The sequence below is a fragment of the Exiguobacterium sp. s75 genome (assembly GCF_018617145.1).
In the GTDB taxonomy this organism is placed as follows: domain Bacteria; phylum Bacillota; class Bacilli; order Exiguobacteriales; family Exiguobacteriaceae; genus Exiguobacterium; species Exiguobacterium profundum.
The window spans coordinates 1,565,387-1,587,083 of record NZ_JACSJQ010000001.1 but is presented as its reverse complement, the minus strand read 5'-3'; the positions used below and the strand labels follow the sequence as shown (position 1 = coordinate 1,587,083).

Genomic DNA, 21,697 nt, shown 5'->3' with positions numbered 1-21,697 from the left:
TTGGAGGATATGAGGATGGATTGGCAGAAAAAAGCACGTCGCGCCGCTTACCTTGGGGTACAACGGTCGAAGCGACTCGGTCGTAAAGTGTTGAACAAACGCCCGAACAAATCGCATCAACTACGTGAAGTCGTACCGAATTGGTATACACGCTCACCTTACGTACACGTTGAAGGGACGGACCTTGTCTTCTCTGGGGACGAGCCGGTCATCTTGACGTTCCGACCGAACGCAAGTTCAGACATCATCTCCGTGAACGATTTGGTCGAAGCAGGGCAAAAGACGTTCACGGCCATGATGCGCGTCAAATCGCGTGAAGGCTTGATGCCAACGTTGACGTTAGAAGTCGTGCGTAAAGGCGGACGTACTCGTTACGTGACGGTGCAGGACGGCGATCAGGTCGATGTGACGCTCGGCATGGGTGAACAAATCGTCCGGGCTCATCTTGAAGTCAACGGGGCAGGAGCGTTCAGCCTCGTCGAGCTCATGCTCGGCAAGCTGTCGCTTTGGACAGTCGAAGGGACGGCTGCGAACGTATCACTTGATGCTTTTGATTTCCGTTATCCGCTTACGTCGGCGTCACTCCGCTCGCTCAAGCCACAGAGTGAGATTGCTCACTTCGATGGGGATACGCTCGTCGTGCGCGCCGAAGGGAATCAATATACGCACTATGGCGTCGACGAGGTTGCGCTCCCACACGTCGATACGGCACGTGGCATCGACTTCGAGACGGGTGATATGGATGATGACTTGTATCGGTTCTATTTAAAAGGAGACCGTACGGGGACAGCGGACGCGTCGCTTTTCATCGCGACGTATACGGTGTCAGGACAGGACCGTCTGATCGAGGTGCCACTTGGACTGAGCGGTATCGTCCGCATCGCACCGTCACACCGTTCCATCCGCTATTTCATCCGAGTGAACGGGTCAGGGCAGCTTGAGAACTTGAATATCGGAATGATTCGCGAGAAGAGTGTCCGCCGTGAAGACGTCTTGTCCCTCAAACCGGACATGTGGACGATCCCAGCACCCGACCTCATCAAATTGAAGAGTCGAGATGACCAACTCGTCGTCCAATTGAAAGGCGAGGACGATCAGCGTCGCTACATCTCGTATGCCGAGATGAACAACAGCTTCAAACTGCTCCCGACAGAGTTCCCGTATGAAGTGAAGGCGAACAGTCGTTACCGTGTCACGCTCGACGGTGTGGCCGATGAAGGGGCGAACGTCGTCCTCTACATCATCGCCTACTCGGCGACGGAGCGTCAGATCATGCAACAGGTTCAAATCGGAAGCGAGAAAGTCTTCTATTTTGACCGAGGCATCCGCTTCCTTCGTTTCGCCCTACGTGTCGACGGTGTCGGAGAGGCTCGGGTTGACCGCATCCGTGTCGCGGAAGAACTCGTCAGCGACGGTACAGAAAACCCGACGTGGATGGACGTGCGCGAGGCGCGCTTCTTCGCACCAATCCCACGTGAACTACACGAACTGAAGGTCGCGGCCATCTTCGATGAGTTCACGATGGCATCCTACAAACCAGAATGTCAGCTCATCACGTTCACACCGGACAACTGGAAAACGGTGCTGCTCGATGAGCAACCGGACGTCCTCGTCGTCGAATCGGCGTGGAAAGGGAACGCCGGTGCATGGGAGAAGAAAATCGTCAAATATGGCACGAACACATGGGAAGAGCTCGACGCGCTTCTCGCTTGGTGCCGTTATCACAACATCCCGACCGTCTTTTGGAACAAAGAAGACCCGATTCACTACGACCGTTTCATCGAGACGGCGAAGCGATTCGACTATGTGTATACGACCGACATGAACCGCGTCCCGAATTATAAAGAAGATTGTGGTCATGACCGGGTCGATGCGTTACCGTTCGCGGCCCAGCCGAAAGAGCATAACCCGATCCGCTTACCGGGGACGCGTGAGCCGTACGCGTGTTTCGCCGGTTCGTATTATGCGAACCGTCACGAATCGCGTAAAGCCGACATGGACCGCTTGTTCGCGGCGGCGGATAAGTACGGTCTTGCCATTTACGACCGCAACTATGCGATCAACCAACGCGGGGAGAGCGACCAGCTCCAATTCCCGGAACAGTTCCGTCACGCCATTCGCGGCAGTTTGAAGTACAACCAGATTGCCAAGGCGTATAAAGGGTATAAAGTCATGTTGAACGTCAACTCGGTCAACGATTCACCAACGATGTTCTCACGTCGTGTCTTCGAAGGACTCGCCTGCGCGACACCGGTCGTCAGCACCCGTTCGGTCGGGGTCGACGCCATGCTTGGCGATTACGTCTTCCTCGACGATGGGGAGTCAGACTTAGATGAGACGTTCCGCCGCTTGATGACGGATGACTCGTTCTATGAGGACATCGCGATGCGTGGGATGCGCCACGTGTTGACGTATCACACGTACACGCAACGTCTGGCGAAGATCGTCCAAGACGTCGGTATCCCGTACCGCGTCGACCACGAGAAGATTGCCGTCGTCGCCTTCATCAAGTCGCGCGAAGAGGCAGAACGCGTCGTCGCCCAGTTCGAGGCACAGAACTATGAGCATAAACACCTCATGATGTTCCTCGATAAGTTCGAGGATCACATCGACGTGTACAACACGTACAACACGCCATCGATCTCGACGTATATGCGCAGCTACTTGACGCACTATACCTCGTTCACAGAGATGGTCGAGTCGTACGATTGGGTCGCCCATTTGAAGTCGGACGATTATTACGGTCCGAACTACTTGAGCGATTATCTGCTCGCGGCACGCTATGCGGAAGCGGATGTCCTCACGAAAGAGGATTACTATGCGTATGACGGCAAGCTCGTCAAACAGGACCATGACGAGTCGTATCGTTATGTGTTTGACGCGACACCGTCCCGCTCGATCGTGCAGCCGTCGGCACTCCGCTTCTATACGGTCGAGGAGGCGCTCCACATCTTTGAAGCGGACGAGAGTTTGAACGAACTCGCTCGTTCCGGCAAACGCATCTTCAGTGTCGACCCGTATCAATATGTGAAAGCCGGTGCCGCCATGGATGAAGCGGACCGTCAGGAGGTAACGTTATGACGAAGCAACCGCTACGGATCCTCGTATACGGGGACGTCAATTTGAACTTGATCGACGGATCGGCCATCTGGCTCACGTCGGTCGTGCATATGTTGAACCAGGACCCGAACATCGAGGTCGACGTGCTCTTGAAGCGCTCGATTGTGAAACCGGAAGTGACGGCGTCGATCAAACAGCTCGACCGCGTCAATTTCATCGACGTCTTCACGGAAGACTCGACGAAGAAAGACGAGCCGTACTATGAGAAGAAGGTGCTCCAGCCGGAAGAGGCGGCCCAACTCATCCACGAGCTCGTCGAGACGAAACAGTATGACATGACGTTCATCCGTGGGTTCCAGCTCGCTTATGCGCTCTCCGACTATGAACATACGATGAAAAAGACGTGGACTTATCTCACGGATTTCACGCATGATTCATCGGCCGCGTCACAGGAAGAGTTGGCACGTTTGAAGAAGATTGCGGACCGCTCGGCGCGCATGCTCTGTCAGACGGCGGAGATGAAGGCGTACTTCGAGACGTTTTTACAGACGCCGAAGCCGTTCCTCATCTTGAACCCGATGATCCCGAACATGCGCGAGGCGACGCCGACGTTCAAGCGTCAGGCGAAACGTCTCGTCTATACTGGAAAGTTCGCGCCGCTCTGGTACTCGGCTGAAATTCTTGACGCGCTCGAGAAGGTACGGGTCCGGATGCCGGACGTCGAGTTGAAGGTGGCGGGGGACAAGTTCAACCAAGACCCGAACAACCCGAACTTCCGTAAAGAAGTGACACATCGTCTCCAAACGGACGAAGGGGTCCACTGGTTGAAAGGCATTCCGCGTGCGGACGTCGAGACGCTCATTGAAGAGAGCGACATCGGCATCTCGTGGCGCCACCCGGACCTTGACGACAGCCTCGAGTTGTCGACGAAGCTCCTCGAATATGGGGCGCTCGGGAAGCCGGTCCTTCTCAACCGCAACAAGATGCACGAGATGTTGCTCGGGTCGAGCTACCCGCTCTTCGTCAATTCGGAAGACGAATTTATCGAAAAGGTTGAACTCGCCTTCACGCATCCAGCCATCTATAAGGATGCGGCGGAACGGCTCTACAACATGGCGAAGAATTATACGTTCGCCAGCACGTTCGAACGTCTCCGTGACGCGATTTGGGAGATGCAGAAGACGACGATCCTCTTCGCCGGTCATGACTTGAAGTTCATCCGCATGTTCATGGAACGTTTTGAGGCCGACCCGAGCTACCGGGTCCTCGTCGACCAGTGGGACGGACACAAGATTCATGATGTGAATCACAGCAAGGCATGTCTCGCACAAGCAGACGTCATTTTCTGTGAATGGGGCCTCGGCAACGCCGTCTGGTACTCGCAACATAAGTTGCCGCATCAGCGCCTCATCGTCCGAATTCATCGTCAGGAGAAAGAAACACCATTTCCACGGGAATATGCGCTCGACAACATCGACCGTATCATCCTCGTCTCACCGTATATGTTAGAAGAGATGCATCGTCTGTTCGGAATCTCGCGTCACCAGATGACGGTCATCTACAACGCCGTCGACGCAGACAAGCTCGACAAACCGAAACAGGCAGACGATTTGACGTTCCGTCTCGGTATGATCGGCATGAACCCGAAACTGAAGCGTCCGGACCTCGCGCTCGACGTCCTCGAAGAGCTGCTGAAGACGGACAAACGGTACCAGCTCCACTTCAAAGGACACCATCCAAAAGATGTCTATTGGATCGGGAAGCGCGAAGAGGAGAGCTCGTACTACGAGGCGTTACTGAAACGCATCGAGGAGTCGGACCTTCGTGACCACGTCCATTTCGATGGACACGGTAATGACGTCGACACATGGCTCCAATCGATCGGCTTCGTCTTCTCGACGAGTGACTTGGAAAGTTTCCATCTCGCACCGGCCGAAGCGATGGCCGCAGGGTCTTATCCGCTCATCCGCCACTGGACGGGCGCGGAGACGATTTACCCAGACGAACTGCTCGTCACGGATACGATGGAATTTGTCGACACGATTCTTTCTTATAAAGAAGAGAACGAGAAGCTGATGACGGACGCAAAAGCCTATCAGGCGTATGCCCGTAAACATTTCGCGCTCGATCGTCTCTATCGAGAGATGGAACAAATCATTTCAGGCAAAACACACGAACAATTTTCGACGATATTGTCATGAAAATGTAATTGCACCGAAGAATTGTTCAAGAGTATAATGAGTATTGTTTTATTATCGAATGTGAAATAAAATGATGGACAATGCGCTATTTAAAAAGCGCGTCAAAACATTTGGAGGTTACCACACAATGAAAGTATGTACAGTAGGTCTTGGATATATCGGATTACCGACATCGGCTGTCTTTGCGAACTATGGCGTCGACGTCGTCGGAGTCGATATTTCACAACATGTTGTTGATAAATTGAACCGTGGAGAGATCCACATTGAAGAGCCAGGTCTCGGCGAAATGGTCGCAGACGTCGTGGCAAAAGGGAAGTTCCGTGCATCACTCTCACCAGAGAAAGCAGATGCCTTCATCATCGCGGTCCCAACACCGAACAACGACGACGAGCACAAATCATGTGACTTGACGTACGTCTTAGATGCGACACGCAAAGTGTTGCCATTCGTTGAAAAAGGCAACGTCATCATCGTTGAGTCGACAATCGCACCACGTACGATGGACGACTTCGTCAAACCACTCGTCGAGGAAGCTGGATTCACTGTCGGTGAAGACATCTATCTCGTACACTGCCCAGAGCGCGTATTGCCTGGACAAATCCTTCATGAGCTCGTGCACAACAACCGCATCGTCGGTGGAATCACGACAGAATGTGCAGAAGCAGGCGCACGCGTCTACGGTACATTCGTTGAAGGTGAAATCGTGAAAACGGATGCGAAGACGGCAGAAATGTCGAAACTCATGGAAAACACGTTCCGTGACGTCAACATCGCACTCGCGAACGAACTCGCAAAAGTATGTAACGACTTGGACATCAACGTTCTTGACGTCATCGAGATGGCGAACAAGCACCCACGTGTCAACTTGCACAGCCCAGGCCCAGGTGTCGGTGGACACTGTCTCGCGGTCGACCCGTACTTCATCGTCGCGAAATCACCTGACCTCGCGAAAATCATCAACTTGTCACGTGAGACGAACGTCTCGATGCCACACTACGTTGCAGACAACGTTCAGAAGTTGACTGCTGGAATCGAAGATGCGAAAGTCGCGGTCTTTGGCGTGACATACAAAGGAAACGTCGACGACATGCGTGAGAGCCCAGCGGTTGAAATCGCTGAAATCTTGCTTGACCGTGGCGTGAACATCTCTGTTCACGACTCACACGTTGAAAAATCAACATCAAGCCGTTTCGAGCTCGTTTCAAAAGAAGAAGCACTCAAAGACGCGGATCTCGTCCTCGTATTGGTTGACCACAACGAGTTCAAAGTCCTCGACTTCGCAGAGCTCAAGTCAACGATGCGTCGTCCGATGATCTTCGACACACGTAACATCGTGAAACCAGAAGGTGAAGACGTAGCGGTCGTCAACTACGGCAACCTCTACAAATATACAAAGGAAACGAATCTCGTTCTTTGATTCAGGTGAATGAACATGTTTAAATCCGCGAAAGCTATTCTTTCAGAGCTAAAGTCGAGCTTGTACTTGATTTTCCGTCTCGCCACGTATGAGACGCGAAGCAACAACTCGATGCAGTACCTCGGATTTTTATGGGAGTTCGTGACACCGTTATTGCAGATTGGAGTTTACTGGTTCGTATTTGGATTTGGTATTCGAAGCGGCAGGCCGATTGATGGCGTGCCGTTTCTGCCATGGTTGGTCGCAGGGATTGTCGTCTGGTTCTTCATTGCCTCGGCGATCACCTCGACGGCCCGGTCCGTCTATTCGAAAATCGGCATGGTCTCCAAAATGAGCTTCCCAATCTCGACGATTCCGGCATACGTCTTGCTCGCACTCTTCTATCGCCACGTGGCGCTAGTCGGTGTCTCGTTTATCTTGATGTGGGCATTCGGATTCCCGATGGGGCTACATTCGCTCTGGTTTATCTACTTGGCGTTCAGTGCGCTCGCACTACTGTACTCGCTCGCCTTGATTACGTCCGCGCTCACGACAATCGTGCGCGATCTTCAAAACCTTCTTCAGTCGATGATGCGGATGTTGATGTATTTGACACCGATTTTTTGGGTGCCGCCGGCGAAGCTCGCGAATATCCTACAAATCAATCCGCTCTATTATTTAGTCGAAGGATATCGGTCGATGTTCCTCGGAACCGACTGGTTGGCGACTAACTGGGCTTACGGTCTCTATTACTGGGCCATCGTCGTCGTTCTCTTCTTCGTCGGGTCGATGATTCATTTGCGTTTCCGTCGACACTTCATCGATTACATTTGAGGAGGACCTTATGTACCAGGTTAAATTTGAAAACGTATCGAAACGATATACGCTTTATAACAAGCAATCTGATAAGCTGAAGGAGATCTTCTTCAGTAAAGCAGGGGGCAAACAGTTTTACGCGCTCCGCAATGTCACGTTTGAAGTTCCACCCGGGGAAGTGGTCGGGATTATCGGGATCAACGGGTCAGGGAAGTCGACGATGTCGAACTTGCTGGCTGACGTGATGCCGCCGACGCACGGGAAAATCGAACTTCACGGAAAGACGGCGTTGATTGCGATCTCTTCTGGTTTGAACGGCAACTTGACGGGGCTCGAGAACATCGAGCTCAAAGGGTTGATGCTCGGGATGACGAAACAGGAGATCATCGATTTGACCCCGGATATCATTGAGTTCGCCGATATCGGCGACTTTATCAATCAGCCGGTCAAGACGTACTCGAGCGGGATGAAGTCCCGTCTCGGGTTCGCCATCTCGATCAACGTCGACCCGGACATTCTCGTCATCGATGAGGCGCTCTCGGTCGGGGACCAAACGTTCACCGACAAGTGTCTCGCCAAGATGAACGAGTTCAAAGATCGTGGGAAGACGATCTTCTTCATCAGTCACTCGGTCTCACAAGTCCGCCAATTCTGTACGCTCGGCCTTTGGCTCGAGTTCGGAGAAGTGCGCGAATATGGACCGGTCGATGAAGTCGTTCGGGAGTACAATAAGTTTTTGAAATGGTTCCGCAACTTGTCTAAAGAGCAACAAGACTCGTTTAAAGCCGATAAGCTCAAACGTCGTACGACGGTCGTCGATGCGACGGAGCTCGGGGAGACGTATATTTTGCCGCCTTTGACAGAAGAACAACTACAAACACGCCATTCGTCGGTCGCTGTATCGAACGAAGCGTGAGCAATTGGGAGGAGGAAGCACGGCGAAGTCAGACCGTGCGAAACGACCTATGAAAAAAGTCATGACCGTCTTTGGGACGCGACCAGAAGCCATCAAAATGGCACCACTCGTACTTGAGTTGAAAAAACGTGAAGGGGTAGAACCGATTGTCGTCGTGACAGCGCAGCACCGTCAAATGCTTGACCAAGTGCTCGAGTTGTTCGAAATCAAACCGGACTATGACCTCGACATCATGAAGGACAAGCAGACGCTTTACGATGTCACATCACGCGTATTGAAAGGGATGGGCGAAGTTATCGCTGAAACGAAACCAGACATCGTGTTGGTCCACGGGGACACAACGACGACATTCGCGGCATCACTCGCAGCCTTCTACAACCAAGTCGCAGTCGGTCACGTTGAGGCTGGCTTGCGCACACACAATAAATATTCACCGTTCCCGGAAGAGATGAACCGCCAATTGACGGGTGTCATGGCCGACCTTCATTTCGCACCGACGGAAACGTCGCGTGACAACCTCCTTCGTGAAGGCAAGAACGAAGAGATGATCTTCGTCACAGGGAACACGGCAATCGACGCACTCAAAACGACAGTCCGTGACGACTATGCGAGCGAATTGCTCGACAGCATCCGTTCACAAGGTCGTCGCCTCGTCATGTTGACGGCGCACCGTCGTGAGAACTTAGGTGAGCCGATGCGCAACATGTTCCGTGCGGTCCGTCGCTTGATCGAGAAGTATGATGACATCGAAGTCGTGTATCCGGTCCACATGAACCCGGTCGTTCGTGAACTCGCTAACGAGATTCTTCACGATGTCGAACGTGTCCACTTGATTGAACCGCTCGACGTCTTCGACTTCCACAACTATGCGGCGACGTCGCACTTGATCTTAACGGATTCAGGTGGCGTACAAGAAGAAGCACCATCTCTCGGTGTACCTGTCCTCGTCCTTCGTGACACGACAGAACGTCCAGAAGGTGTGGCTGCAGGAACGCTCAAACTCGCAGGGATCGAAGAAGAGAACATCTTCTCACTCGCGGATGAGCTCTTGTCTGACGAAACGGCATACAAAGCGATGTCACAAGCATCGAACCCGTACGGTGATGGTGAGGCGTCACGTCGAATCGTCGATGCTATCCTTGCCAACTAAATGAAAGCGAATAGAGTTGTTTTGTGCCCAGCACAGCAACTCTTTTCTGTATCATCATCCTAACGATTCGGAGGTGCTTGTATGTCAACGAAGCGAATTCGTCCGGCGATTTATCATTACTATCCGCGCGGACCGCATAAAAACCATATGTCGATGCGCGAAGAAGAATACAAGACAGAAGTCACATTTTTACCACAAGCGTTAACGGACTCGATTTACGTCCAATTGTTTGATTTGAAGTTTGAGATTCCACCGTCAAAAATCTTTTTGGCAGACGCCAAGATGGATGAAGGGGACGAGATGGAAATGAAGACTGCCGTTTATGTCGAAGGCGATCGCACCGTTCGATTTGAACTGTACGTCATGCAGTACTCAGATGAGGAGCGTCTTTCGAACAAACGTTTCTCGCTCACGTTGAATCCGGGGATGAATCCGATTGAAGAAGTCGTGAAACAGATGGAAGGCGCCAAGTATTTCAAGATGTCGTACAAATACATCGTCGAGACGCTTGACCCGATCACAGTACGATTCGATGACCTCTATGTAACGTTCCGCTGAACGGAGCAAGTCTTAAGGGAGAAAGGGACCATTCGGTATGTTATTTAGTTCCACGGTATTTCTATTTTATTTCTTGCCGGTCGTGCTGTTGTTGTACTTCGTGTCACCACGCTGGCTGAAGAATACGATTCTACTCGTTTCAAGTTTGTTCTTCTACGCATGGGGTGAACCACGTTTCGTCCTCATCATGCTCGCTTCAATCGTCATGAATTACTTCTTCGGCTTTATGGTCGATAAGTATCGGGACGATGCGAAGAAAATCAAATGGACGATGGCGCTCATGCTTCTCGGAAACCTCGGGATGCTTGGGGTCTTCAAGTATGCGAGTTTCTTCGTCGAGAACGTCAACTCGGTGTTCGGCTTCTCGCTGAATGACCCGGAGATCCCGCTACCACTCGGGATTTCATTCTTCACGTTCCAAGCGATGAGTTACGTCATCGATGTGTATCGGAACGATGGGCGTCTCCAGAAGAACTTGTTCGACTTGGCACTTTACGTCTCGTTCTTCCCGCAATTGATTGCCGGACCGATCGTCCGTTACCAAACGGTCGCAGATGAGATCGTGGACCGCCGTGAGACGATTGATGACTTTGTCTCTGGGATCCAACGTTTCGTCATCGGTCTAGGGAAGAAGATGATTTTGGCGAACAGTTGTGGTTATGTGGCCGACCAAGTGTTCAGTCAATCGGCGGGGGACCTGTCGACGACACTCGCCTGGATTGGAATCATCGCCTACTCGCTCCAAATTTATTTTGATTTCTCCGGTTATTCGGATATGGCCATCGGTCTTGGTCGGATGTTTGGGTTCCATTTCCTTGAGAACTTCAATTATCCGTATATTTCGAAATCGGTGTCTGAGTTTTGGCGTCGTTGGCACATCTCGCTCGGAAGTTGGTTCCGAGACTACGTGTACATCCCGCTCGGCGGGAATCGTCAAGGCCCATGGAAGACGTATCGCAACTTGACCATCGTCTGGTTATTGACTGGCGTATGGCACGGGGCGAGTTGGACATTTATCGCCTGGGGTCTCTATTACGGGATCTTCATCATGTTCGAACGGGCATTTCTCGGGAAATGGCTCGCTGCGTGGCCGGCATGGCTCGCGCATGTGTTCACATTATTCGTCGTCGTCATCGGTTGGGTATTCTTCCGTGCCGATAACTTCACGTACGCGATTGACTATCTGCAAGTCATGTTCGGCTTACACGGCGGTGAAGTGTTCGATCAAACGGCATACTTCTATCTCGTCCAATACGGAACGGTTCTTCTGTTGGCGATGATTGCTGCCACACCGCTTCCGAAGATGCTGGTCGCTCATTTCTTGCGCCACGAGGTGGACTCGGAACGTCCGGTTCTTGCCGCGAGCGCAGGTCTTGCCCGAGCAGCTTATATCTTGCTCATTTTCGGCATCTCGATTTCGTACGTCGTCTCGAGTACATTCAATCCGTTTATTTATTTCCGGTTCTAAGGAGGGCTGACAATGGAACAACAAACCAAAAGCGAACAAGTCCGTTCGAAAGGACGGCGCCTCTCTTGGGTGGTCAACAGTATCCTTTTGCTCGGCTTCCTTGGCACCATCTTTTATGGACTTGCCGTTTATGCCTTCGGTAACGAGCAGGAAAGCTCGGCCACCGAGGGACGCATGTTGGCGAAGCGTCCTGAGCTATCCATCGAAACGATTTTAAATGGGTCGTACATGGAGGAGTTCGAGGCGTCGGCGAACGACCAGGTGTTTGAGCGAAACCTGTGGATTGAAACGCAGGCCTGGGTGCAACTGAACGTGCTGCAACAACAGATGAATAACGGCGTCATCAGCATCGATGGGTTCTTATACGGTCCGGATGCGAACGAAAGTCAGTATTCTTCGCTCGGTGTATTCTTCAAAGAATTCAAAAAAGAGATGGATGATGCCGGCATCCCGTCTTACTTCGCCTCGGCACCGAGTAAGCCGGTCTATGCGACGCGACAAAACATCTTCCCGGATTACATCGAGTCGGCGGATGCGGAGAATCGTGACGAGTTACATGAGCGGATCGAAGAGAATGACATCCCGCTCATCGACTTGGAGGAGACGCTCGGTGACGAACCGGGTGAGGATATCTATTTCAAAACCGATCACCACTGGCGAGCGGAAGGGGCATTTCTCGCATACGGTCAAATCATGGACCGCTTAAGCGAGCAGTTCCCGGATGCACCGGTGTTGACCGCGGATGAGATGGACGTGAAGACGGTCGACGGGACGTTTTACGGGTCTCATGCCCGGGAAATCTCGATGCCGTATGTCGAATCGGCGGACACGTTCACGTATCTCGAACCGAAAGACGGATTCACGACGACGGTCTGTCGAAACGGGGATGACTGTGGACATGGCGTCCTCGACAAAGACGTGTTGAACAACACGGACGACTTCACGAACTACTACAACTTGTTCATGGGTGACAACTACGCCCTCGCGAAAATCACGCAGGAGAATCCGAAAAATGACGATCATCTCCTCGTGTTGAAAGATTCTTATGCGAACCCGGTACTCGGCTACCTTGGCGAGTCGTTCGGGACGGTATCGGCAATCGACGTTCGCTATCTCGATGACTACGATGTCAGCATCGCGGAATATGCGGAAGAGAACGATGTCGATGCGGTTCTGTTCTTACACAATGACCGAATCACAGGACTCGGGTCGATGTATCAAGAAGGTCTGTGATCGAACGCAATTCCTTCGAAAAGGCAGGTGCGCTTCATGAACGTATTGCTACCGGTATTCTTCCACTCCGCGATGGGTGGGCTTCATCGACAGATTCTCTCATCTGTGAAAGTGCTTATTCGAGAGGGTCATGAGGTGACCGTCGTCTGTAAGCCAGGTCCCTTTGCCAAAGAGGTAGAGGCGCTCGGTGGGCAGGTCATACGAACCGATTATTCCAATGAGGACGTCACCCGTGTGATCGATGTGGTAGTGACACAATCCTTCGATCTGGTGTATGCCCATCCGTTCGATTCACGACAGGTCGGCCTAGCGGTGGCAGAGACACACGGCATCCCGTTCGTCCTCGTCATCCATGGGATGTATTATGATGAGATTGAGCAGTATCATACGAGCGTCTCGCGAGTGATCGCCGTCTCGGAACGGATCGCGACCCATCTCGTGGAGCACTGTCCGGCCATCGAATCGAAGCTCATCGTCATTCCGAATGGAGTCGATGATGCATTCGTCCCGGATGTGACGAGCGTGTCGTCAGAGCGCGTGACGGGTCTATTCACCTCGCGACTAGATGCGGACAAACTGTTCATTTTAGATGTCTTTTTGGATGCGCTAGAAGACGAGCGGATCAAGTCTTTACCGATTGATTGGCTCATTGTCGGGGACGGGACACAACGGGAAAAATACGCATCACGTTATGAGGAAGCGCTTGAAGGGACCAGTCAGACGATGGACTGGCTTGGTTGGGTCGAGCAAGACGATTTACCCGAAGTGATGCGTCGTGCCGATTTCGTCATCGCCCCAGGGCGCTCTGCGCTAGAAGGGATGGCGGTCGGCAAACCGACCATCGCCGTCGGGAGCAAAAGTTATCAGGGGCTGGTCACACCTTCGACGTGGCAAGATATTGCGAGTACGAACTTTGGTGGCATCGGGACGAAATACGATGGATACACATCGGGTCGAATCGGTGATGCCATCCTCGAATTGATGGATGAGACGACGAGACGAGAGCTCGCACGTTTCTCGGCCGCACTCGTGGATGAACATTTCCGTGATGAAGCGGCGCAACGGCTTCTCCTTGATCTGCTCGAAGAGGTGAGACGAGAGGGACCTAAGGAAATCGATTTGGTGGCTCGTTATCCACACGTTCGTTACGACCAACTGCATGCCCGTCGCGCGAATCGGCTCTGTTCGTGGAAATTAGCGGATCGGGAGCAACGACTGGAAGCGATGCGCAATGAGCTCGAGGCGACTAAGCGACACCTTGATGAACTTCGTGCGATTCAATCGAATCAGTCTACCGAGATCAGTCAGTTACGATCAGCCCTTCAGCGATTGTCCGACGAAACCGAATAAACACAACAAGAAGGTTATAACGTGACGATTAAACGTGATCAGCAAGACCATTTGGTTGTTCTACGAGCGACATATCAAGGAATCAATCAGCCGATTCCAATCATCGTCAAATGATCGAAGCAATAAGAAAGAACGGAGTCGCAACTGTGCGACTCCGTTCTTTTGGTCAATGTGCTGTGAAGCGAGCTGGTCCAATCGAAGAGACGAGACGCGTCGCGGCACGCAAGCAATCCAGCTGTCTCGAATACACACGGCTCACATCGGAAAAGGCAGAGGGGAGATGGTCTGAGTCTAACGGACCTTGTCGCATATAGGGAGATTCCCCGGCGCCAAGCGGTGTCGGATGAATCACGAACTTATAGTGAGTCGGGTCGAGCTCGACAACCTCAATCTCTGCAAACAGTCGTGCATCGCGTGTATACAAGAAGCGGGTGGATAACCACTTATCTGAATCTGTCATGGTTCACCAGTCCTCCCTCAAGAAGTCTTACCTCCCTTATCATAAAACAATTTTTGGATATTTCAAATGTTATTTTCATATTTATGTAAATATACTTACTTGAAATTGTAAAAAAGAGCGGATTCGTGCAATCATTTCTTTGTTTGAGTAAAGTTAGGAAAGAACGTACGAAGGCGGGGTGACAACATGAGAAAAAATGCGACTGGAACATATCGGTTCCTCATCATCCTTGGGGCGAAAGTGAATGGGATACGACCATCCCGGGCGCTCCAACATCGAATTGACGTGGCTGCCGCCTATGCGAAGGCACATCCTCATGTCGAACTGATCGCAACAGGTGGACAGGGACCAGATGAAGGGATGGCGGAGGCGTGTGTCATTGAACGAGAACTGATGGCGCAAGGAATCGATGCTACGCGGATTCATGTGGAAGCGACATCGACGTCGACAATCGAGAACTTTGAGCATAGCCGTCCGTTTTGGGACGGAGCATCAGGTGTGACGATTGTGACGAATGACTTTCATGTGCCGCGGGCCCGTCTGATTGCGAGACTGTATTTTCAGCTCGAGAGCGATGCCCTATATGCACCGACCCCACCGCTTGCGAAAGGGCGATATCTCATTCGTGAAGTATTGGCGTATGTGAAGCTGTTGGGACGTTATGTATTTATGAAAGAAAAAAACTAGGCTCTTGCACTCGCAAGAGCCTAGTTTGGTTGACAGCCGATTTCTTCGTTCAGTACGTGGCCAAACGCTTCGGCGCCCTTGATATTCAAATGGACCCCGTCACTTTCAAAGTACGCTTCTTTCCCGATTGACCGTTCATGCCAATCGATGAGGGACACGTTCTCGTGAAGTTCACTTGCCCGTGCGAGTTTTTCATTGACCTCACTTTCCCATGGACGCGGGACACGTGTGTTGATCAAATAGATCTCATCTGCTCGTTCGAACTGCTTGAGCAGCGTTTCGAGTTGCTCCATTTTGAAGGCACCGTTCGTTCCGAGATGGAGGAACACAACGTGCCCCGGAGCATTATAGGATTGGTACTGTGAGGCAACTGGGATTGCATCACGAACTTGACGTCCGATTTGGGCGTCAATTTTCATATTCGGGAAGGCATCTGCCAAGTATTCGTTCAATCCGAGCATGACCGAGTCGCCAATCGCGAGAGCCGGTGGACATGTTCGTTCTTCTGGTTTTTCAGTTGGTGCTGTGTTCTCATCTGTCGGTTGATCTTCGGACGGAACATCCTCTGCCTCTTCGGATTCCGGTTCTTTCGGAACGTCCGGTGTGTCATCTTTTGGCATCGGTACTTTCACGACAGGAATCTCATCTTCGACCGGCTTCGACTCAGAGAACGCCAGGATGGTCAAATTCCCAACGAGAACGAGTGAGAGCGCGGTCGCACATGCCGTGGCGGCGAAGCGTGCGCTCGGGTGCGTCGGTGTCGAGACGAGCTGACGGAACGCATGTTTGAATCCATTTCGGCGAATCGGTGTCTCGACGAAACGATACGACAACTCGGCGATCAAAAGCGTCAACGCCACTTGTCCGACGGAAAGAAGTGGCGAGAACGTCCCGAGTCGGTCGAGCGGTGTCGACAGAATGATGACCGGATAGTGCCACAAGTAAATCCCATACGTCCGGGTGCCAATCACGCGAAGCCAAGCGCTTCCAAACAATCGTGACCAAATGGTCGCCGGATGGGCGACAGCGGCAATCAATAGGGCGGATAGGAACGCGACGAGCAAGAAGCCTCCGTAATAGAGGAACGCGTCGTAGGCGTTGACGGTTCGGATGATGCCGACGATGGCGATGAGCGAAATGGCGCCAGCCCCATTCAAAATGTGACGTCCGATCTTCGGAATCGTCTCTTTAAACGTGTCCGGGCGCCAACCGAACGCGAGGACGGCTCCCATAAGCAGACCGAACAAGCGTGTGTCGGTCCCGTAGTAGACGCGACTCGGGTCGGCTTCTGGTACATATCGGAATGCCATCCAGGCGGCGGAGACGAATAAAAGTGCAGCGAGTAGTTGGAGCAATCGCTTCCGGAACGCGAGACCGACGAGTAGGAGTAGCGGCCAGACCGCATAAAACTGTTCTTCGATTGAGAGAGACCATAGGTTTTGAAGCGGCGATGGCTTTCCGAAACTTTCGAAGTAGGAGACTTCGTGGAAGATATACCACCAGTTGTTCACATAGGCAAGTGCCGCCAGTGAATCCTGTCGCACCGTATCGAGCAAGGAGCGGTCAAACAGCGTCACATACGTCATCACGACAGACAGCATCAAGACGAGCGCCGGCAACAAACGACGGAAACGTGCGACATAGAATCTTTTCAAATCGATTGTGCCGGTCTTCGTCCATTCGCGAATCAAGATGCCGGTAATCAAGTAACCGGAAAGGACGAAGAAGACATCGACACCGAGGAATCCCCCGGATATGTAAGGTACATTTAAATGATATAAAATGACAGCCAAGACGGCGAACGTGCGCAAGCCGTCGAGACCAGGCATATACGTTGTATGTTTGAGTGGTTTCATGCCCCCACTTCCTTTCTAGTAAAGCGGACATTTCCCTTATTTTTCAATCCATTCTTCAGTATAACGAGCGAGGAAGAGGGAATGGTTTCAAAAGATTAACAATCAAATGACGTGAAAATCCAATAAAAAAAGGGACACGAGGTCCCTTGCACTTTACATCAGATTAATCAACGTCCCACCGAGTACCCCGACGATGACGAGTGCCCACGGGGGCAGTTTCCAATAGGCGATCATCACGAACAGGAAGGCGGCGAACACGAAGTCGAACGCATCGTTGACGGTACTCGTGAAGATCGGGCTGTAGAATGCCGCAATCAAAATCCCGACCACTGCCGCGTTGACGCCGATAAGAGCGCCGGCGACTTTCGGGTTATAGCGGAGCGCGTCCCAAAACGGAAGTGCCCCGAGGATGAGCAAGAAGGCTGGCAAGAAAATGGCGACCGTCGCAAGGATGCCACCCGGCACACCATTAATCACCGTTCCAAGATAAGAAGCGAACGTGAAAAGCGGACCAGGAACGGCCTGAGCGGCACCGTATCCTGCAAGAAAGGCTTCTTCACTCAAGAAACCAGCTGGTACAAGTTCTCGTTCTAGTAGTGGCAAGACCACATGTCCGCCGCCGAAGACGAGGGCACCGGCCCGGTAAAAGCTATCGAACAAGGCAATCGTTTGATTCTCAAACGTCTCCCGTAAAATCGGTAAGATAACGAGAAGCGCCCCAAATATCGACAGCAGAACGGCCCCGAGACGTTTCGAAATGGGGAACGCGCTCGATTTCGCATCGAGGCGGTCCGGCTTGAACAACAGGAATCCTGCGAGTGCCGCAAGGAGAATGAACAACACCTGACTGAACGTCGTCTGCCAGAGCAAGACGCCCGCCAAGGCGAAAAAGGCAATCGTTCGGGTCTTTGTATCAGGTGTCAGTTTGCTCGCCATCCCTAAGATGGCATGGGCGACGATGGCGACGGCGACGACCTTCAAACCGTAGAGCCAGCCTGAGTCGGACACGTCGAGCCCTGACAACAATAAAGCGAACAGAATGAGGGCGACGACCGACGGCGTCGTGAAGCCGATAAACGAGGTGATCCCACCTAATATGCCACCGCGGACAATCCCGATCCCGATCCCGACCTGTGAACTCGCCGGTCCAGGCAAGAATTGGCATAAGGCGACGAGGTCGGCGTAAGCTTTCTCATCCATCCATTTGCGTCGTCTCACATATTCCTCGTGGAAGTAACCGAGGTGGGCGACAGGACCACCGAATGAGGTGAGACCGAGCCTCGTTGAAACGAATAAAATTTCTAGTAACGTCTTGAACGTCACACGTTCTGTCGTCATATCTTCACTCCTTAATTTCTTTGAATAACTCGTATGCCTTTTGACGGGCTTCCGCCAACACAGAACGTCCTTTTTCGGTCGTCACGTAGTTTTTGCGAACGTGTCCATCGACCGTCTCGTTTTCACGAATCAAGAGCCCGTCTTTCTCCATCCCGTGCAAGATCGGGTAGAGCGTACCGGCACTGATCTCGTAACCGTGCTCCCGAAGCTCATCGACCATCCATGCTCCGTACACGGGATGTTCCGCGGCATGGTGCAAAATATGGATATGGATGAATCCGAGAAACAGCTTCCGCAAGACGCGGTCTTCCATACGTGTCATCTCCTTAATATCGAAATTCGATATCGGTTTTCGAAATCAGTCTAACAAAGGTGAGGGAATAGAGCAAGGGAAGAGCATGCAGTTTACGAAAACTTTAAATAAAAAGTTGGGAATGAGTTCGGAAAAAATAGGGAATCTATCACAAATGAGGTAAACTGAGTAGAGATTTTATTTGCTGAGGAGGAAGTGACGTGACAAACTCCCATCATTCTTTATACGACACATTGTTGCGTTATATGCCCCAAGGCTACGTCGAGTTTAAAGTGATTTACGACGACGCTTCGGAGCCGGTTGACTATGAATTCTTTGAAGTGAATCCTGCCTTTGAGAAGATCATGAAAGGGAAGCGAAAACACTTCATCGGAAAAAAGGTGTCAAGCGCCCTAAAAGACTTTGAATATAGTGAGCGAGAATGGATGATTCAAGTGGCACGTGTCGTCAGTGATGGCGGTACCGTGACATTTGAACACTATTCCCGCCGTAATAAATGTTGGTTCGAGATGTCTGTGTTTAGTCAACGGACAGGATTTGTGTCCGTCATGTTCCACGACATCACGCCACACGTTCAAGAGAACAATGCGTTAAAACAACTCGTTAACGTATCGCATCGCTTCGTCTCGACCGGTAGTGATTTGTTGATGAATCAACAATTTCTTGATCAGATTCGTGACTTCACGGGAGCGAAGGCGGTCGCACTCAATTTGATGGAAGAGGATGGCGAATCGTATACGACAGTGGCATTATCGGGCATGGATGAGATGTTAGAGAAAAGTCTCGACATCCTTGGATTTCATCCGGTCGGAAGGAAATGGCCGATGACGGATCAGCGGCGTGACCTGTTCAAACAATCGAATCCTCTTGTCTTCGATGGGATTGACCCACTGATTGATGGTGCCCTTCCGAAACGACTCGTCAAAAATCTACTTCGGATTTTCTCACTTGGAGAAGTGGTTCTCTTTAAAATCGAACAAGATGGCGTCTTGTATGGAGATTTGACGATTGTGATGGAACAGGGGAAGCAAGCGAACCGCCTCGGTCTCGTCGAGTTGTACCTCGTCCATGTACTCCAGCAATTGACGAAAGCCGATCATCAAGTGGGTGAGACGAAGAAATCGATGTTCGATGGATTTGGCACGCTCGACTTGGAATGCATCATGGCCTTCAACACACGGCAAGTGCTTCACTTGAACGAGACGTGGGAGCGCGTATTAGGGTTTTCGCTTGATGAGTTAGAGAATATCGATTTTCTTAGTCTGATTCACCCGGATGATGAGGTGATCACGGAAGCAGGATTTGCGGAGCTTGAAGAACGTGGCGAGTTGTTCCGATTCGTCAACCGCTTCCGGACAATCGACGACACGTATCGCTCAATCGAGTGGCATTGTAAACTTCAAGAGGGTTACATTTATGCGATCGCCAAGGACGTGACAGACCGAGTCCAATTGGAAGAAAAATTGGCCGATCGGGATCGCCTCTTGACGAAACTATCCGACCAAATCCCGGGTGCCATCTATCAATTCGAATTGTTGCCTGACGGAAGCTTCAACTTCCCGTTCTTTAGCCGGGGCTTTGAAGATATGCTGGGGATTTCGGCAGAAGAGGTACAGACGGACGCGAGTCTTGTCTTCCGACGGATGCACCCGGATGATTATCCGCTTGTCATGCAGTCGATTGATGAATCGTATCGTAATTTGACGATTTGGGATGCAGAGTTTCGTTTGTTGACCAAGGACGGACGAACCATCTGGATTCTCGGATCATCCCGGCCAGAGAAGATTGCGGAAGACCATGTCTTATGGCACGGCTATATCGGAGATGTCACGGAGAAGAAAACATACGAGAAAGAGATTGAATATCTCAGTTATCACGATCAATTGACAGGTATCAAAAACCGACGTTACTTTGAAGAGGCGCTGGAGCGCTATGATGATGAGCATTTTTATCCGCTCACACTCATCGTCATCGATATCAATGGTCTGAAACTCACGAACGATGCGTTCGGTCACTTGGTCGGAGATCAACTGCTCGTTGAAGCGGCAAATATTTTACGAAATAAATTGCGCACGAAAGATGAAGTGGCGCGAGTCGGGGGCGATGAATTCGTCGTTATCTCCCCGAATACGACTCTCGATGAGGCGAAGCAACTGTCGGACCGTCTCGGTCGTCTCTTCCACGAACAGACGGTAGAAGGGTTACCAATTTCCGCATCGTTCGGTGAAGCGGTCAAATATGACTCGAATGTCGAATTGGCCGAGGTGTTCAACTTAGCGGAAGACCGGATGTATCACCATAAGGTTTCTGAAAAGCAGAGTCGACGCCACCATTCTATCCAAATCATCATGCGCACGCTGTATGAGAAAATTCCACGCGAAGAAGCGCACTCTCAACGGGTCGCCAATTTAGCGGGGAAACTTGCGGAAGCGATGGGCTTCACGAGTGCCGAAGTGAATGAGATTCGAACGGCCGCCATTTTACACGATATCGGAAAAGTGGCAATCAGTAATGACATTTTAGATAAACCTGGCGCGTTGACCGAATCGGAATGGTATGAAATCAAGCGCCATCCGGAAATCAGTTACAATATTTTGAGTACGGTACCCGAATATGTCGCCTTGTCCGAGATTGTCTTGGCGCATCATGAACGTTGGGACGGTAAAGGGTACCCGAAAGGCTTGAGTGATTATGACATCCCGCTCGCCTCGCGAATTATCGCCGTCGCCGATACGTTCGATGTCATGGTGACGGGGCGACCGTATCGACAAGCGAAGACGATTGACGAGGCACTTGCCATCATCAAACAAGAGGCAGGGAAACAGTTCGATCCGACGCTCGTCGACGTCTTCTTTGAAAAAGTCGTGCCGACACTTCAACAATAAACAAGCGAGT

The 21,697-nt window shown here is 51.6% G+C and carries 16 protein-coding genes; 12 read left to right on the top strand and 4 right to left on the bottom strand.

Annotated elements, in window-relative coordinates:
• Positions 1-15: 15 nt before the first annotated feature.
• The 10 genes from KNO68_RS08175 to KNO68_RS08130 all read left to right on the top strand — a co-directional run bounded on the left by KNO68_RS08175 (position 16) and on the right by KNO68_RS08130 (position 14,148).
• The gene (locus KNO68_RS08175; RefSeq protein ID WP_215112316.1) at positions 16-3,081 is read left to right on the top strand and encodes a CgeB family protein; all 3,066 of its coding nucleotides are present in this window, start codon (positions 16-18) and stop codon (positions 3,079-3,081) included.
• Positions 3,078-5,261, top strand: coding sequence for a glycosyltransferase (locus KNO68_RS08170; protein ID WP_215112315.1), 2,184 nt, complete (start codon positions 3,078-3,080; stop codon positions 5,259-5,261). The genes KNO68_RS08175 and KNO68_RS08170 overlap by 4 nt, the downstream gene beginning before the upstream one ends.
• Before the next feature lie 127 nt (positions 5,262-5,388).
• A complete protein-coding gene (locus tag KNO68_RS08165) occupies positions 5,389-6,678 on the top strand; it encodes a nucleotide sugar dehydrogenase (protein WP_012727111.1) in 1,290 nt (429 codons plus the stop codon).
• Between the two features lie 15 nt (positions 6,679-6,693).
• Complete coding sequence (locus KNO68_RS08160; protein ID WP_251025511.1) at positions 6,694-7,491, top strand: ABC transporter permease; 798 nt, start codon at positions 6,694-6,696, stop codon at positions 7,489-7,491.
• Between the two features lie 10 nt (positions 7,492-7,501).
• The gene (gene tagH / locus KNO68_RS08155) at positions 7,502-8,389 is read left to right on the top strand and encodes a teichoic acids export ABC transporter ATP-binding subunit TagH (RefSeq protein ID WP_214683682.1); all 888 of its coding nucleotides are present in this window, start codon (positions 7,502-7,504) and stop codon (positions 8,387-8,389) included.
• Positions 8,390-8,438: 49 nt separating this feature from the next.
• Positions 8,439-9,539, top strand: coding sequence for a non-hydrolyzing UDP-N-acetylglucosamine 2-epimerase (wecB, locus tag KNO68_RS08150; RefSeq protein WP_012727108.1), 1,101 nt, complete (start codon positions 8,439-8,441; stop codon positions 9,537-9,539).
• 81 nt (positions 9,540-9,620) lie between these two features.
• The gene (locus KNO68_RS08145) at positions 9,621-10,097 is read left to right on the top strand and encodes a hypothetical protein (RefSeq protein ID WP_012727107.1); all 477 of its coding nucleotides are present in this window, start codon (positions 9,621-9,623) and stop codon (positions 10,095-10,097) included.
• Positions 10,098-10,134: 37 nt separating this feature from the next.
• On the top strand, positions 10,135-11,565 hold the full coding sequence (locus tag KNO68_RS08140) for an MBOAT family O-acyltransferase (RefSeq protein WP_078147452.1): 1,431 nt from the start codon (positions 10,135-10,137) through the stop codon (positions 11,563-11,565).
• Positions 11,566-11,577: 12 nt separating this feature from the next.
• On the top strand, positions 11,578-12,798 hold the full coding sequence (locus tag KNO68_RS08135) for a DHHW family protein (RefSeq protein WP_214730357.1): 1,221 nt from the start codon (positions 11,578-11,580) through the stop codon (positions 12,796-12,798).
• Between the two features lie 36 nt (positions 12,799-12,834).
• Complete coding sequence (locus KNO68_RS08130) at positions 12,835-14,148, top strand: glycosyltransferase family 4 protein (RefSeq protein WP_215112314.1); 1,314 nt, start codon at positions 12,835-12,837, stop codon at positions 14,146-14,148.
• Between the two features lie 166 nt (positions 14,149-14,314).
• Here KNO68_RS08130 and KNO68_RS08125 read toward each other — a convergent pair whose 3' ends face one another.
• Positions 14,315-14,608 (bottom strand): hypothetical protein, encoded by a 294-nt coding sequence (locus KNO68_RS08125; RefSeq protein ID WP_012727102.1) that lies wholly within the window; start codon positions 14,606-14,608, stop codon positions 14,315-14,317.
• Positions 14,609-14,794: 186 nt separating this feature from the next.
• On the opposite strand from KNO68_RS08125, the gene KNO68_RS08120 reads away from it, so the two are divergent.
• Positions 14,795-15,295, top strand: a complete 501-nt coding sequence (locus KNO68_RS08120) for a YdcF family protein (RefSeq protein ID WP_215112313.1) — start codon at positions 14,795-14,797, stop codon at positions 15,293-15,295.
• Between the two features lie 20 nt (positions 15,296-15,315).
• Here the strand turns inward: KNO68_RS08120 and KNO68_RS08115 are convergent, their stop codons facing one another.
• The 3 genes from KNO68_RS08115 to KNO68_RS08105 all read right to left on the bottom strand — a co-directional run bounded on the left by KNO68_RS08115 (position 15,316) and on the right by KNO68_RS08105 (position 18,802).
• The gene (locus KNO68_RS08115; RefSeq protein ID WP_214814555.1) at positions 15,316-17,151 is read right to left on the bottom strand and encodes an acyltransferase family protein; all 1,836 of its coding nucleotides are present in this window, start codon (positions 17,149-17,151) and stop codon (positions 15,316-15,318) included.
• A gap of 153 nt (positions 17,152-17,304) precedes the next feature.
• Positions 17,305-18,489, bottom strand: coding sequence for a chromate efflux transporter (chrA, locus tag KNO68_RS08110; protein ID WP_215112312.1), 1,185 nt, complete (start codon positions 18,487-18,489; stop codon positions 17,305-17,307).
• A gap of 4 nt (positions 18,490-18,493) precedes the next feature.
• A complete protein-coding gene (locus tag KNO68_RS08105) occupies positions 18,494-18,802 on the bottom strand; it encodes a PadR family transcriptional regulator (RefSeq protein WP_012727090.1) in 309 nt (102 codons plus the stop codon).
• A 200-nt stretch (positions 18,803-19,002) separates the two neighbouring features.
• Between KNO68_RS08105 and KNO68_RS08100 the strand changes: the two genes are divergently transcribed.
• Positions 19,003-21,687 (top strand): HD domain-containing phosphohydrolase, encoded by a 2,685-nt coding sequence (locus tag KNO68_RS08100; RefSeq protein WP_215112311.1) that lies wholly within the window; start codon positions 19,003-19,005, stop codon positions 21,685-21,687.
• Positions 21,688-21,697: the final 10 nt, after the last annotated feature.